At 71.9% G+C, this 15,960-nt stretch carries 5 protein-coding genes; all 5 read right to left on the bottom strand.

Annotated elements, in window-relative coordinates; all coding sequences use genetic code 11:
* Positions 1-235 precede the first annotated feature (235 nt).
* A complete protein-coding gene (locus OG875_RS01665; RefSeq protein ID WP_330172408.1) occupies positions 236-5,197 on the bottom strand; it encodes a condensation domain-containing protein in 4,962 nt (1,653 codons plus the stop codon).
* Positions 5,198-5,526: 329 nt separating this feature from the next.
* Entirely contained in the window at positions 5,527-7,401 is a 1,875-nt protein-coding gene (locus OG875_RS01660; protein WP_330172407.1) for a non-ribosomal peptide synthetase, read from the bottom strand.
* A gap of 7 nt (positions 7,402-7,408) precedes the next feature.
* Positions 7,409-8,464 (bottom strand): TauD/TfdA family dioxygenase, encoded by a 1,056-nt coding sequence (locus OG875_RS01655; protein ID WP_330172406.1) that lies wholly within the window; start codon positions 8,462-8,464, stop codon positions 7,409-7,411.
* A gap of 39 nt (positions 8,465-8,503) precedes the next feature.
* Complete coding sequence (locus OG875_RS01650) at positions 8,504-9,280, bottom strand: thioesterase II family protein (RefSeq protein WP_330172405.1); 777 nt, start codon at positions 9,278-9,280, stop codon at positions 8,504-8,506.
* 176 nt (positions 9,281-9,456) lie between these two features.
* A complete protein-coding gene (locus tag OG875_RS01645) occupies positions 9,457-15,831 on the bottom strand; it encodes an amino acid adenylation domain-containing protein (RefSeq protein WP_330172404.1) in 6,375 nt (2,124 codons plus the stop codon).
* Positions 15,832-15,960: the final 129 nt, after the last annotated feature.

The following is a 15,960-nucleotide window of genomic DNA, read 5'->3' as shown; positions in this document are numbered from 1 at the left end:
CCGGTCAGGGGCCCGCCGTCCTTCTGCCAGAAGGCTAGGTACGCGCCCGCCCGGCGAACGGCAGTAGCTGAGGCAGATTCGGCGGAACGAGCGCATGCGGCCCAGGGCCGGCCGCCGCTCCGCCGCACGCGCGAGTACCTGGTCCGAGGGCGCCCCGGGCGGCGCCCGTTCCGACACGCCAAAGGGCCGTGCCCGTAGCGAAGTTACGGGCACGGCCCCTCGATGATCCCGGTGACTACGGTCGGCCCGCCGGGACCCCCGCCTCGTGGACGCGGCTGCCCGCCCGGGTGCGGCGGCGCAGCGTGGGGCGGCTCTCCTGCGGAGGCATCTCGGGCTTCGGCCCGTCGTTCGCGGGCAGACGTTCCACCAGGGTGGCGACGCTCGGTGCCGTGAACACGTCGCGCAGGGTCAGTTCGGCGCCCAGCGCGGAGCGGATGCGGTTCAGCAGCCGCACCGCGAGCAGCGAATGACCGCCCACCCGGAAGAAGTTGTCGTCCCTGCTGATCGGCCGCCCGCCGAGGATCTCCACGAACAGGCCGTGCAGAATCTCCTCCCGCGCGTCACGCGGTGGCTCCGCCGACGGTGTCCGTACGTCCTCGGGCGCGGGCAGCGCCGCCCGGTCGAGACGGCCCTCCGGGGTGAGCGGAAGCGCGTCGAGGACCACGAACTCCGCGGGCACCCAGTGCGCGGGCAGCGTCTCCGCCACGGCCGCCCGTACCGCCGTCAGGTCGGCAGCGCCCGCCCCGCCCGCCGCGACCAGGTAGGCGACCAGCCGGCGCTCCCCGGGTGCGTCCTCCCGCAGGAGCACGGCGGCCCGGCGGACGGACGGGTGCCCGGCGAGGACCGCCTCGATCTCCCGGGGCACCACCCGCAGCCCCCGCACCGACGGCGGTGCGTCCCCCGCCCGGCCCAGCACACGGACGGTCCCGTCCGCCGCCCGGACCGCCGACTCGCCCGTACGGTGCATCCGCCCGCCCACCGGGCCGAACGGATCCGCCGTGAGGTACGCCGAGGACGCGGCGCCCCGGCCCGGGAAGCCGTCCGCCGTGCGCGGACCCGCGACATACAGCTCACCCGGCACCCCGACGGGCACCGGACGCAGTCTGCCGTCCAGGACGTAGCGGCGCCCGGCCGAGGCCAGCTCCCGCCCCGGCTCGTTGCCCACGCTCCCGCCGTGGCCGAACACACTGCCCGCCGCACCGTGGCCGTGGACCGTCCGTACCTGTCCGAACCGGCTCTGTGCGTGCGCCAGTCGACCGCCCGAGGGCGGCTCGTCGGCGGTCACCACGAGATCCAGCCGGGCGAACGCCTCCGGGTGGTCGTCCACCAGCACGTCGAACACCCGGCCGGGCAGCACCGCGGCGGTGACCTCGTGCTCGGTGACGAGCGACGCGATCCGCTCGGGCCGCCCGCTGCCGCCGGACGACAGCACGCACGTCGCACCGCTCAGCAGCGGCGCCCACAGCTCCAGAGCGAACCGCCCCGAGGAGACCGGTGTGTGCTGGAGCCACACGCTCGGTCCGACGAGCGAGGGGTCCGTGGCGGCGGCCACGACGGCACGGTGCGAGAACAGCGGGGCGGGCGAGCCCGGCAGGACATACGCCCCGTCCGACGCGCTCCCCGCGAGCAGCGGGGCTGCCACCCCGGTCGTGGTCTCCTCGGAACTCCCCCCGGCGGCAACGCCGTTGGTGTCCACCTCGATCACCTGTGCCGCCGCCCACACGGACCCCGAGCGGTCCACCGCACCCGGACCGCCGTGGACCAGTGCCGCGAGCGGTACGGCGACGTCGTCCCGCCCGCCCTCCGCCGCCGGGTCCCTCAGCGCGTACGCGGCACCGGACTTGAGCGCGGCCAGCGCCGACACGACCAGGGCCGTTCCGGGCTCCAGCAGGACCCCCACCACGTCACCGCGTCCGACGCCACGCGCCACCAGCTCCCGGGAGAGCCGGTCCGACGCGGCGCCGAGCGCGCCGTACGTCGTCCGCCGGCCGTCCGCGACCAGCGCCACGGCATCCGGGGCGGACGCGACCCGCCGGGCGAAGAGGTCGGTGATCCGCACGTCCGGCGCGTGGATTTGGTCGGGGTCCGGGCCCGCCGACGCCGCCCGTTCGGCCGCCGACAGCAGGTCGAACTCCTCGATCCGCCGCTCCGGAGCCGACGCCGCCTGGCGCACCACGGCGACGAGGCAGTCCACGACCAGCCGAGCCGTGGCGGCGTCGTACAGATCCGTGGCGTACTCCAGCACCCCCGTGAGGCCGGCCCGCGCCCCGTCCGCCCCCTGACGCTCCGTCAGTGCCAGCGTGAGGTCGAATTTCGCGCGCCCCGTGTCGAAGAGGACGTCGGACCCCGACAGCGCCGACCGGCCCCCGGTGCCCGCACCGCCCGCCCCGCCCGCGCTCCGCAGGAGCAACATGACCTGGACGAGCGGGTGATGAGCGGTGGAACGGTCCGGGCTCAGATGCTCCACGAGCTGCTCGAACGGAACGTCCTGGTGCGCGTAGGCGGCCAGGTCGGTGTCCCGCACCCGGGCCACCAGGTCGGCGAAGGCGGGATCGCCGGACACGTCCGTCCGCAGCACGAGGGTGTTGACGAAGAAGCCCACCAGGTCGTCCAGCGCCGCGTCGCCACGCCCGGCCTCGACGGTCCCGACCGGCAGATCGGTCCCCGCCCCCAGCCGGGACAGCGTGACCGCCAGCGCCGCCTGGAGGACCATGAAGAGCGTCGCGCCGTTCGCCCCGGCGATCCGGGCCAGCGCGTCGTGCACGTCCGCGTCGAGCGCGAACGGCACCAGCGCCCCGTCGTGGCTCGCCACCGCCGGCCGGGTCCGGGCGGCCGGCAGCTCCAGCACCGGGGGAGCACCGGTCAAAGCGCCCCGCCAGAAGTCCAGTTGACGCGCCAGCACACTCTCCGCGTCGGACTCCCCGCCCAGCATGCCGCGCTGCCAGAGGGCGTAGTCGGCGTACTGCACGGGCAGCGGCTCCCACTGCGGGGCCGCGCCCGCCGCCCGTGCTCCGTACGCGGCCGACAGGTCGGCCAGCAAGGGCTCCAGCGACCAGCCGTCCCCCGCGATGTGGTGCACCAGCACCACCAGCACCTGCCCGCCCGAGTCCGCCAACTCCAGCAGCCGCGCGCGCAGCGGCAGGTCCGCGCCGAGGTCGAAGACCTGGCCCGTCGCCGCGTCGACGGCCGCCGTCAGCCCCGCCTCGTCGGTACGCACCACCTCCAGCGGCGGCCGGACCCCGCTCAGGATGCGCTGGTACGGCTCCCCGTCGGCCACCCCGCACACCGTCCGCAGCACCTCGTGCCGCTCGGCCACATCGGCCAGCGCGTCCGCCAGGACATCCGCGTCCAGGGGCGCGTCCAGCCGGAGCACGACCGGGATGTTGTACGAACGGCTCGGCCCCTCAAGCTCGTTGACGAACCACAGCCGCCGCTGCGCGAACGACATGGGCACCCGCGCGGGCCGCTCCACCGGCACCAGCGGTGGCCGCGCCGATCCTTCGCCGGCCAACTCGTCCAGCCGCCGGTCGAGTCCGGCGGGGGTGGGCGCGAGGAACAGGTCACGGATGCCGAGGTCGACACCGAGCACGGACCGCACACGGTTCACCAGCCGCACCCCGAGGAGCGAATGCCCGCCGTTGCGGAAGAAGTTGTCGTCCGGGGCGACCCGCCCCCGGCCCAGCACCGAGGCGAAGAGTCCGCAGAGGATCTCCTCGCGCGGCGAGCGCGCCGCCGCCCCGGCCGCCGAGGACCCGGTCCGGCCCTCCGTACCGCCCGCCGCCCGCTCCCCGGCCTTGTCCTCCGCCGCCGTACGGGCGTCCGCCACCCGCGCGCGCCGGTCGGCCAGCGCCCGGCGTTCCTCGTCGGTGAGGGCGACGGCGTCGGTGACGCGGACCGCCGGGTCGGCGGCGACGGCGTTCAGCGCTCGGGTGAAGAAGCCGAGCAGCAAGGTCGCGGTCGACGCGTCGAACAGGTCGGTGGCGTACTGGAACCACACCTCGACACCGCCGGGCTCGCCGTCGTCGCCGTGCACCTCCGTGCAGAAGACGTTCACGTCGAACTTGGCGGTGCGCAGCCCGGCCGGCTCGGCGGAGCCCGGGATGTCACCCAGCCGGACACCGGGGTCGGTGTCGTTCTGAAGCGTGAGCATCGTCTGGAAGAAGGGATGGTGGGACAGCGAGCGGGAAGGGTTGAGATGCTCCACCAGAAGGTCGAACGGCAGATCGTCGTGGGCGTACGCCGCGAGGTCCGACTCCCGCACCCGGTCGAGGAGTTCGGCGAACGACGGATCGCCGGACACATCGGTGCGCAGCACCAGACTGTTGACGAAGAACCCGACCAGATCGTTCAGCTCCTCCTCCGGGCGTCCCGCGACGGCCGAGCCGACGACGACGTCGTCCCGCCCGCTCACCCGGGCCAGCACACCCGCCAGCACCGCCTGCGCCACCATGAACAGGCTCGCCCGCCTCGACCGTGCCAGTTCCAGCAGCCGGCCGTGGGTCCCGGCGTCGATCCAGCCCTTCACCAGGTCGCCCCGGCCGGACGGCTCCGCCGGGCGCGGCCGGTCCGCCGGCAGCTCCAGCACGGCGGGCACCCCGGACAAGGTCTCGCGCCAGAAGGCCAGTTGCTCGGCGAGCAGACTCTCGGGGTCGTCGGCCTCGCCCAGCATGTCGCGCTGCCAGAGCGTGTAGTCGGCGTACTGCACGGGCAGCGGCTCCCACTCCGGGGCCGCGCCCGCCGCCCTGGCCGCGTAGGCGGCCGACAGGTCCCGCAGCAGGGGCGCCGTCGACCAGCCGTCCGTGGCCACGTGGTGGAGCAGCAGCACCAGCACGGACTCGCCGGAACCGGTCACGAACAGCCGCACCCGCAAAGGGCGTTGGGTTGTGATGTCGAAGGGCTCGTGCACGAACGCGTCCACCAGCGCGTCGACCGCGCCGGGGACGCACTCCACCCGCTCCGGCTCCGGTCCGGGACCGTCGAGCAGATGCTGGAACGGCTCACCGTCCACGGCGGGGAACACGGTACGCAGCACCTCGTGACGGTGCGTCAGGTCCGCCACCGCGGCGGCCAGCGCCCGGTGGTCCGGCACCCCGCCCAGCCGCAGCACGACCGGCACGTTGTAGGTCGCCGACGCGCCTTCCAGGCGATTCATGAACCACAGCCGACGCTGCGCGAACGACAACGGGAGCACAGTCATTCCTCCAGACACCTCAGAAGAGTTGAACGATCTCGCCGTCCGCCGGCGGGAGTCCGGGCGACGTGAGCGGCGACGGAGCGAGAAACGGGGACAAGGGGAAACGGGGGAGACACGGGAGACAGGGGAAGCGACGCGGGAAACGAAAGCGAAGCCGTACGCGGCGACGTGGTCCGAGCCGTATGTGAAGCCGTACGTGGGGCCGCACGCCGAGCCGTACGCGAAGCCGCTCGCCGGGAACGCGGGGGCGTGTCCGCTGCCGGGGAATCCCCCGACGGCGGGGCGCGGCCACCGGCCCGGGTGCCGGTGCCGCGCCTCGGGAGGCGCCGGTCTCAGGCCGACGCGCCCGCCAACCGCGGTTCGGCGGCGTCACGCGCGGCGAGCGCCGCCTCGATCTGCCGGGCCAGGTCACGCAGGCGCGGGTGCGCGTACACCGTCTTCACCGGCAGACCCACCCCCAGCTCCCGGCGGACCCCCGCGACCAGTTTGATCGCCAGGAGCGAGTGGCCGCCCAGCTTGAAGAAGTTGTCGTCGGCGCCGATCCGGGGCCTGTCGAGCACCTGCGCCCAGACCCGGGCGATCAACTCCTCGACGGGCCCGGTCGGTTCGTCCGCCGCCGGGCCACCGGCCGGGGTCCCGGCCCCGGCCGCCTCGGCCACCGGGGCGGGCAGCGCCGCACGGTCCAGCTTGCCGCTGGGGGTCGTCGCGAACCGCTCCACCTCCATGAGGACGGCCGGCACCATGTACTGGGGCAGCCGCGCGGTCAGGTGCTCGCGCAGCGCGGCGCCCGTGACGGCGGACGAGGCGCGGTAGTACGCGACGAGCCCGGCGGTCCCGTTGACGTCGTCCCGCAGGACCACCGCCGCCTCGGCCACGGCGGGGTGCGCCGCGACGGCGGCCTCGATCTCGTACAGCTCGACACGGTGACCGCGCACCTTGACCTGGCCGTCCGCGCGCCCCAGATAGGCGAGCCGCCCGTCCGGCAGCCGGCGGCACAGGTCACCGGTCCGGTACATCCGCGCGCCGCCGCCCGTCGACAGGTCGGCCACGAACCGCTCGGCGGTCAGCCCGGGGCGCCGCCGGTAACCGCGCGCGACCCGGGGGCCCGCCAGATACAGCTCGCCGGACTCGCCGTCCGCGACGGGCCGCAGCCCGTCGTCCAGCAGCCGCATACGCAGACCGGGCAGGACCGCGCCGATGTGCGGGTCCTCGCCCGAGGCGATCCACCCGGCGGTGGCGTCGACGGTGCACTCGGTCGGGCCGTACAGATTGACCGCGCGCAGCACACCGGCGTCGACCAGCTCCGCGAGCCGCGCCCACAGGACGGGGCTGATCGCCTCGCCGCCGATGAGCAGGGTGAGCGGTCCGTCGGCGGCCGGGTCACGGGGCGGAAGGTGCTCAAGGAGCGGTTCGGCGTGCGACGGGGTGATGTCCAGATCGGTCAGCGACCGGTCCGCGACGAGCGCGGCGAGCAGCGCCGGGTCGGACCGCGTCTCGGTGTCGATCATGACGAGGGTGTCGCCCCGGCAGAGCCGTACCCACTGCTGCACCGACGCGTCGAAGGACGGCGACGCGTTCCAGCCGACCCGGCCCGGCCCGGCCGCCGCGATGCCCTCGGACTCCAGCTCGGCCAGGAGCGCCGAGGCGGAGCCCCGGCCCACCTCGACACCCTTCGGGAGGCCGGTGGAACCGGAGGTGTAGATGACGTACGCCAGACCGTCCGCGCCGACCGCGACCGGGGCGAAGCCCTCGTCCGCCCGCGGCTCGCCGTCCACCGTGCCGACGGGGGAGGCGAGTTCACCGAAGGGGACCGTGGAGGGACCCCGGGACGGCTCGCCTTCCGCGACGATCAGCAGATCGGCGGCGGAGTCCTCGACCAGATACCGCTTGCGTTCCGCCGGAAGCGCCGGGTCCACCGGCAGATACGCCGCGCCCGCGGTGAGCGTGCCGATCAGCGCCACCACCAGATCGGCGCCGCGCGGCAGAGCGAGCGCCACCACACTCTCCGGGCCGACCCCGCGCGCGGCCAGCCGCCGGGCGACCCGCCCCGCCTCGGCGCGCAGTTCACCGAAGGTCAGCTCCCGGTCCCCGGCCACCACGGCCGGGCGGTCGGCCGGCACGGACGCGAGCCGGGCCAGCAGATCCACGGCCGGTGCCTCGGCCGGCGCGGGAACCGGGTTCCCGCCGTGGGACAGTACCGTCGTCATCGTCGCCTCACTCCCCGGACGCGGTCGTCGCCGGCGCGGTCTCGGGACGGCACTCGGCCAGGGTGATCGGGTCGCCCATGGCCACCAGGATCTTCCGGTCGCCCTTGAAGGACTCCCGGCCGTGGGCGTTGAGCACGTTGTCCACCAGCATGACGTCGCCGCGCTGCCAGGTCTCCCGGACGGTGACCCGGTCGTACACCTCGTTGATCGCGTCGACCTCGTCGTCGGTCAGCCGTGTCCCGTCGCCCAGGTACGTGTCGAACGGCAGCCCGTCGTCCCCGTACGTCTCCAGCAGCACCTCACGGACGTCGGGGTCGAGTGTCCGGTTGTTCCAGAACGCGAAGTGGTTGAACCACGACTTCTCCCCGGTGACCGGGTGGGTCACGACCGCCGAACGCCGCTGGCGGGTGCGCAGCGCGCCGTCCGGCAGCCACTCGTAGCCGATGGCGTTCTCCCGGCAGTACGCCTCCGCCACGGCGGGGTCCTCGGTGGCGAAACTCTTCTGCCAGGGCAGCCCGGCCAGTTCGGAGAAGTTACGCGTCAGCAGCCAGCCCTTGGCCATGAACCGGTCCCGCAGATCGGCGGGCAGCAGACGCAGCGCCTCGCGCATGTCGCCGACCGTGGTCGCGCCGTCCTCGGTGGGGGCGACGACACAGCCGAACAGCAGGGTGCCGGGGAAGTCGAGGGTGTAGCTGTTCTCGTTGTGCAGCCGGATCGGCTGGACGGCGGGCAGGTCGGTCGAGGAGAACACACCCTCGCCGAAGTCCGTGCGCGGCGTGGCCTTCTCCTTGTAGCCGGCTCTGCGCGGCATGAGGACATCACGCACCCGGCCGAAGTCGGCCGCGTCGTCCACCCCCAGCCCGCGGATCAACAGCGCGCCGGAGCGGTGGAGTTCGTCCTTGACCGCGGCCCGCTGCTCGGTGAGCCAGTCGATCGCCGGATCGATCCCGGCGAACGAGGGGGCCCGCAGGACCGCGGGCTTGCCCGCTTCCCTGCTGACGTCGAGAGCGGTGGCGGTGGCGAGGGTGGCGGCGGCGGGAGCGGCGGTGGCCGTGGGCGACATCGCGTTCTTCCTTCTGATCGGGTGGACGGGTGGGGTGGGTCAGGCGAATTCGTGCGGGGTGGGCGCCCCGGAGAGCACGGAGTTGACGAGGGTGAAGAAGCGCTCCAGCTGCTGCTGGAAGTAGAAGTGGCCGCCCGGCAGGATCTCGAACGCGGCCGGGCCGTCGGTGATCTCGGCCCACCGCGTGAGCGCGTCGAGCGGGACGACGGGGTCCTCGGTGCCGCCGATCGCGGTCACCGGGCAGCTCAGCGCGGGGGAGGGACCGGTGTAGCGGTAGACGTCGTCGATCGCGAAGTCGGCGCGGACGGACGGGATGATGATCTCGCGCAGCTCGGGTTCGTCGAGGATGCCGTCGTCGGTGCCGCCGCGCGCCTTGATGGCGGCGACCAGTTCGTCGTCGGTGAGCCGTTCGGGGTGGACCGTGCTGGGGTTGGCCACGAACGGCGCGCGGCACGCCGAGGCGATGAGGGCGCGCGGGGCGCGGCCGGCCAGGGTGAGGGCGCGCGTCACCTCGAAGGCGACCAGCGAGCCCATGCTGTGTCCGAGCACCACCAGGTCGTCGGTTCCGGCCGGCAGGCTCTCCACGATCGGGCCGACCAGGTCGTCCACGCCGGTGGGCAGCGGGTCGGAGAAGCGGGCACCGCGGCCGGGGTACTGGCCGATGAGCAGCCGCACGTCGGCGGGCAGGAACGCGCGCCACTCCGTGTACGCGTGGGCGTTGCCGCCGGCGTGCGGGAGGACCAGGAGGGACGTACGTACCTCGGTGGCGTCGGCGGCGTCGAGCGTCCACACCACGTCGTCGGGATCGGGAATCACCGTGAACTCCGTTCGTCTTCGGGAGAGCGGGAATCGGACAGGGAAATGGGGACAGCGGGCGAATCAGGGCAGCGGGAACCAGGGCAGTGGGAATCAGGGACGTGGGAATCAGGGACGTGGGAATCAGGGACGTGCGAAGGCGTGTGACGGAGGACGGGGTGCAGGCGACGGGGGCGTCAGCCGCGCGCGCCGTCGTTGCTCAGGAGCGTGCCCGCCTCGGTACGGCGCCGCAGAGTGGGGCGCTTGCGTTGCCGGGGAGCTGCTTCCTGGAGTGTGGTGATGTGGTGGGTGAGGGTGGCGGGGGTGGGGTTTTGGAAGATGTCGCGGATGGTGAGGTTGGTGTGGAGGGTGGTGCGGATGTGGGTGGTGAGTTTGGCGGCGAGGAGGCTGTGTCCGCCGAGGTCGAAGAAGTTGTCGTCGATGGTGGTGGGGTGGGTGAGGTTCAGGGTTTGGGTATAGAGGGTGCAGAGGATTTCTTCTTGGGGGGTGCGGGGTGGGCGTCCTTGGGTGGTGGTGTGGGGTGTGGGGAGGGCTTTGTGGTCGATTTTGCCGTTGGGGGTGAGGGGGAGTTTGGGGAGGATGGTGATGGTGGTGGGGATGAGGTGGTGGGGGAGGGTGGTTTGGAGGTGGTGGCGTAGGTGGGTGGGTGTGGTGGTGTGGTGGTGGGGGTGGAGGGTGGTGTAGGCGTTGAGTTGGGTGGTGCCGTTGGGGTGGGTGGTGGTGGTTGTGGTGGCTTGGGTGACGTGGGGGTGTTGGAGGAGTGCGTGGTGGATTTCGGTGGGTTCGATGCGGAAGCCGCGGATTTTGATTTGGTGGTCGGTGCGGCCGTGGTAGTGGAGTTGGCCGTCGGGGGTTTGGTGGGCGAGGTCGCCGGTGCGGTAGAGGCGGGTGCCGGGGGGTCCGTAGGGGTGGGGGATGAAGTGGGTGGCGGTGAGGGTGGGTTGGTGTTGGTAGCCGTGGGCGAGTCCGGTGCCGGCGAGGTAGAGCTCTCCGGTGACGCCGGGTGGGACGGGCTGGAGGTGTGTGTTGAGGATGTAGGCGTGTTTGTTGGTGACGGGGTGGCCGATGGGGATGGGTGTGTGGGTGGGGGTGTCGGTGGTGGGGAGGGTGTGGGTGGTGGTGTAGCCCATGGATTCGGCGGGGCCGTAGCCGTTGGTGAGGGTGAGGTGGGGGTGGAGGGTTTTGAGGTGGTGGGTGTGGGTGGGTGAGGCGGGTTCGCCTCCGGTGGAGGCGTGTTGGGTGTGGGTGAAGGTGTCGGGGTGTTCGTCGGTGAGGTAGTTGAAGAGACTCGACGACAGTTGGAGCATGGTGATGCGGTGGTGGTGGGCGAGTTGGTTGATGAGGGTGGGTTCGGGGCGTTGTCCGGGCTGGAGGACGGTGGTGGCTCCGTGGAGGAGGGCGCCCCAGAATTCGAGGGAGAAGGCGTCCCAGGAGACGGGTGAGCACTGGAGGAATCTCTGGCCGGGCCCGAACTCGGCGTAGTCCTGGGCGAGCACGGTGCCGGTGAGGGCGCGGTGCGGGGTCAGGATCGCCTTCGGCCGGCCCGTCGACCCCGACGTGTACATGATCGTCGCCGCATCCTCCGGATGCGTACTCGTCTCGGGATCGGTCACCGGAGAGAGGCTGACGTCCAGGGCGTCGAGATCGAGGGTGGCGAGACCGGTGAGCCGGTCATGGGTCGGCCGATGGGTGAGTACGACGACGGGCCGGGCGTCGCCGGTGATCAGCCGGAGCCGTTCCTCGGGGAAGTCGGGGTCGAGCACCGCGTAGGTCGCCCCGGTCTTGGTCACGGCGACCAGGGCGGTGGCGAAGGTGATGCCCCGCTCGACGAGCACGCCGACGGTCTGCCCCCGCCGCACACCATGACGGTCCATCAGCTGATGAGCGAGGCGGTTCGCCCGCTCGTTCAACTCCCTGTACGACACGTGCTCGTCATTGAAGATCAGCGCCGTCGCCTCAGGTGTCCGCGCCGCCTGCTCCTCGAAACGACCGCCCAGCGTCACACTCTCCACCGGCCGCACCGTGTCGTTCCAGGTATGCAGGACCAACTCCCGCTCCTCAGAAGACATCACCTCCACCGCACCCACCAACACCCCCGGATCGGCGGTCACCTGGTCCAGGAAGCGGGAGAGGCCCTCGACCAGACGCTCCACCGTCGACCGGTCGTAGATGTCGGTGCTGAAGACGACCGCGCCCGTGATGCCGGCGTCCGCGTCCTCGCGCAGCAGGAACTCCAGATCGAACTTGGCCGCCCGGTTGTCCACGAAGGTCGCCGGACCCGACCGCGTACCCGCCAGTCGTACGTCGCCCGCGGCCCCGCTCTCCAGCGCCAGACAGATCTGGAACAGCGGATGCCGGGACAGCGACCGTACCGGGCTGGTCGCCTCGATCACGAGGTCGAACGGTGTCTCCTGATGGGCGAACGCGTCCAGATCGGCCGTCCGTACCCGTTCGAGCAGTTCGCGGAACGACGGGTTGCCCGAGGTGTCCGTCCGCAGCACCAGCGTGTTGACGAAGAATCCGACCAGCTCGCCCAGGGCGTCGTCCGTTCGGCCGGCCACCGGGGACCCGAGCGGTATGTCCTCGCCCGCGCCCATCCGGGTCAGTGTCGCGGCCAGCGCCGCCTGGAGCACCATGAACACCGTGCAGCGCTCGGCCCTGGCCAACTCCACCACACGGGACCGCAGTTCGGGTCCGAAGTCCACCACCACCGCGTCGCCGCTCTGCCCCGCCACGGCCGGTCGCGGCCGGTCCAGCACCAGGCCCAGCTCCTCGGGCAGCCCCTCCAGCGCCTCCCGCCAGAATGCCAGCCCCTCGGCGAGCAGGCTCGTGTCGTCCGACGTCTCGCCGAGCAGCCGGTGCTGCCACAGCGCGTAGTCCGCGTACTGCACGGGCAGCGGCGTCCAGCCCGGCGCGGTCCCCGCACGACGCGAGGCGTAGGCGGCGGACAGGTCGTCGAAGAGCGGACGCAGCGACTGGCCGTCGGTAGCGATGTGGTGCAGCAGCACCAGCAGGACGTGCGTGCCGTCGCCCAGGTGGAACAGGCTTACCCGCAGGGGGAGTTCGGCGCTCAGATCGAAGGTGTGCCCCGCCGCCGTACGCAGCCGCTCGGCAAGTCCGTCCGCGTCGACCGTCTCCTCCTCGAAGACGACCGGGGCCTCTTCGGGGGCCAGTACACGCTGGTACGGCTCACCCTGCTCCACCTCGAACCGGGTTCGCAGCACCTCGTGCCGTGCCACCACGTCACCGAAGGCCGCGCGCAGCGCGGCCGTGTCCAGTTCCCCGTCGATCCGCACCGAGAGCGGCACGTTGTACGCGGTGCCCTGCTCGCCCAGCGCGGCGAGGAACCACAGCCGGCGCTGTGCGTACGAGAGCGGCAGCCGGTCCGGCCGGTCGCCGGCGGTCAGCCGCGGACGTGCGCGTCCGGGTCCGTCTGCCAGTGTGGTGATGTGGTGGGTGAGGGTGGCGGGGGTGGGGTTTTGGAAGATGTCGCGGATGGTGAGGTTGGTGTGGAGGGTGGTGCGGATGTGGGTGGTGAGTTTGGCGGCGAGGAGGCTGTGTCCGCCGAGGTCGAAGAAGTTGTCGTCGATGGTGGTGGGGTGGGTGAGGTTCAGGGTTTGGGTGTAGAGGGTGCAGAGGATTTCTTCTTGGGGGGTGCGGGGTGGGCGTCCTTGGGTGGTGGTGGTGTGGGGTGTGGGGAGGGCTTTGTGGTCGATTTTGCCGTTGGGGGTGAGGGGGAGTTTGGGGAGGATGGTGATGGTGGTGGGGATGAGGTGGTGGGGGAGGGTGGTTTGGAGGTGGTGGCGTAGGTGGGTGGGTGTGGTGGTGTGGTGGTGGGGGTGGAGGGTGGTGTAGGCGTTGAGTTGGGTGGTGCCGTTGGGGTGGGTGGTGGTGGTTGTGGTGGCTTGGGTGACGTGGGGGTGTTGGAGGAGTGCGTGGTGGATTTCGGTGGGTTCGATGCGGAAGCCGCGGATTTTGATTTGGTGGTCGGTGCGGCCGTGGTAGTGGAGTTGGCCGTCGGGGGTTTGGTGGGCGAGGTCGCCGGTGCGGTAGAGGCGGGTGCCGGGGGGTCCGTAGGGGTGGGGGATGAAGTGGGTGGCGGTGAGGGTGGGTTGGTGTTGGTAGCCGTGGGCGAGTCCGGTGCCGGCGAGGTAGAGCTCTCCGGTGACGCCGGGTGGGACGGGCTGGAGGTGTGTGTTGAGGATGTAGGCGTGTTTGTTGGTGACGGGGTGGCCGATGGGGATGGGTGTGTGGGTGGGCTTTTCTGTTGTGGGGAGGGTGTGGGTGGTGGTGTAGCCCATGGATTCGGCGGGGCCGTAGCCGTTGGTGAGGGTGAGGTGGGGGTGGAGGGTTTTGAGGTGGTGGGTGTGGGTGGGTGAGGCGGGTTCGCCTCCGGTGGAGGCGTGTTGGGTGTGGGTGAAGGTGTCGGGGTGTTCGTCGGTGAGGTAGTTGAAGAGACTCGACGACAGTTGGAGCATGGTGATGCGGTGGTGGTGGGCGAGTTGGTTGATGAGGGTGGGTTCGGGGCGTTGTCCGGGCTGGAGGACGGTGGTGGCTCCGTGGAGGAGGGCGCCCCAGAATTCGAGGGAGAAGGCGTCCCAGGAGACGGGTGAGCACTGGAGGAATCTCTGGCCGGGCCCGAACTCGGCGTAGTCCTGGGCGAGCACGGTGCCGGTGAGGGCGCGGTGCGGGGTCAGGATCGCCTTCGGCCGGCCCGTCGACCCCGACGTATACATGATCGTCGCCGCATCCTCCGGATGAACACCCACGACAGGATTCGTGACCGGCGGCTCATCGGCGTACGGAGTATCGAGGGACAGAGCGTCGAGATCGAGGGTGGCGGCGGAGACCCGGCCACCGGTCGGCCCATGCGTCAGGACCACGACCGGCCGCGCGTCCCGTGTGATGAGGGCGAGGCGCTCATCAGGAAAGTCGGGGTCGAGCACCGCGTAGGTCGCCCCGGTCTTGGTCACGGCGACCAGCGCGGTGGCGAAGGTGATACCCCGCTCGACGAGCACGCCGACGGTCTGCCCCCGCCGCACACCATGACGGCCCATCAGCTGATGAGCGAGCCGGTTCGCCCGCTCGTTCAACTCCCCATACGACACGTGCTCGTCGTTGAAGATCAGCGCCGTCGCGTCAGGTGTCCGCGCCGCCTGCTCCTCGAAACGCCCGCCCAGCGTCACACTCTCCACCGGCCGCACCGTGTCGTTCCACGTGCGCAGGACCAACTCCCGCTCCTCAGAAGACATCACCTCCACCGCACCCACCAACACCCCCGGATCGGCGGTCATCGAGGCGAGAATCTGATGGAACGTCCGCTCGTACGCGGAGAGGTCCACGCTCTCGCCGTACGCCTCGTCGATGGTGAAGTCGACCCGCAGCCCCCCGTCGGGACCGCGGCTGACGGTGAGTGAGAGATCCTCGGCGGTGCCCCCGGTGGAGAGCAGATGCCCCACGGCCGGGATGCCCGCGAACGACGACTGCTCCTCGGCCACGACGATGTTGACGACCGGACCGAACCGCCGCCGACCGTTCGCCGGCCACCCCAGGTCCCGCATCAGATCGGCCGCGTCGTACCGCTGGTGCCACTGCGCGCGCAGCGTCAGCGCCGCCACCCGGGCCGCGAACTCCTCGCAGGTCTCGGCGTCGTCGACCCGGCAGCGCAGCGGGATGACGTTCGCCATCATGCCGGGCACCGTCATGCCGTCCTTGCCGAGCCGCCCCGACACCGGGAGGCTCAACAGCACGTCGGCGTCGCCCGTCCACAGCCGGCGGTGCAGCACCGCCGCCGCCAGGACCGCCTGCTGCCAGGAGATTCCCGCGCGTTCCCCGAACGCGACCAGCCGCCCGAAACCCTCCTCGTCCAGCGAGGAGATCCGCCGGCTGATCCGGTGCGTGAGCGCCCCGGCGGGACCCGGACCCGCCGGATACTCCGCACCCGCCATGACGTTCTTCCAGTACGCGGCGTCCCTGGCCCGCGCCTTCGACTCCGCGTACGCGTCCTGGTCCGCCAGCAGACGCTCGAACGAGCCGTACGGGGTGCCGGGGCCCGCCACCCCGGCGAGTGACGCGTACAGTTCGGCGGCCCTGCGCCGCATCAGGGTCGCGCTGTAACCGTCGTTGATCAGATGGTGGGCGCGGTTGTACCAGAACCAGCGGTCGGGACCCACCGCGAAGAGCAGATGGTGGAAGAGCGGCCCCCGTTCGAGATCGGGCACGGCCGCCAGGTCGTCGAGCATCCGCTGTCGCGCCGCGCCGACGGGGTCCGGTTCCGCGCTGACGTCCAGCAGTTCCACGGTGAAGTCCGGCGCGTCGCCGAAGTGCTGCCGGGGCACGCCGTCGGCCTCGCTGAACGTGAGGCGCGCGGTCTCGTCCTCGGCGACCAGGGCCGTCACCGCCGCCTTGAGGAGTTCCGGGTCGGCGGGACCGTTGATCTCCAGATAACCGCCCATGTTGAAGACCGGGTTCAGCGGGTCCATCCGCTGCGCGTACCACACCCCCGACTGTGCCTCGTTGAGCGGACGTCCGCCGTTCACCGGACCAGACATGGCTTCCCCTTGTACGTTGTTCCGCTGGCGGACAGGTGACGGCGCCGGCGCGGTCCTGATACCGCGCCCGCCGCCCGGAAATGAGCCGGGCCCCGGCCGGCCGCGCGCCCGGCGCGCGGTCCGGCCCGT

The sequence above is a fragment of the Streptomyces sp. NBC_01498 genome (assembly GCF_036327775.1).
Lineage (GTDB): Bacteria > Actinomycetota > Actinomycetes > Streptomycetales > Streptomycetaceae > Streptomyces.
Note: the sequence above shows the minus strand (reverse complement) of the source record. Positions and strands in the feature narration are given on the sequence as shown.

What these genes read in the sequence shown, in the direction of transcription:
- OG875_RS01655 (WP_330172406.1), bottom strand. Translation starts at nt 8,464, where the DNA reads ATGTCGCCCACGGCCACCGCCGCTCCCGCCGCCGCCACCCTCGCCACC.
- OG875_RS01645 (WP_330172404.1), bottom strand. Translation starts at nt 15,831, where the DNA reads ATGTCTGGTCCGGTGAACGGCGGACGTCCGCTCAACGAGGCACAGTCG.
- OG875_RS01665 (WP_330172408.1), bottom strand. Translation starts at nt 5,197, where the DNA reads ATGACTGTGCTCCCGTTGTCGTTCGCGCAGCGTCGGCTGTGGTTCATG.
- OG875_RS01660 (WP_330172407.1), bottom strand. Translation starts at nt 7,401, where the DNA reads ATGACGACGGTACTGTCCCACGGCGGGAACCCGGTTCCCGCGCCGGCC.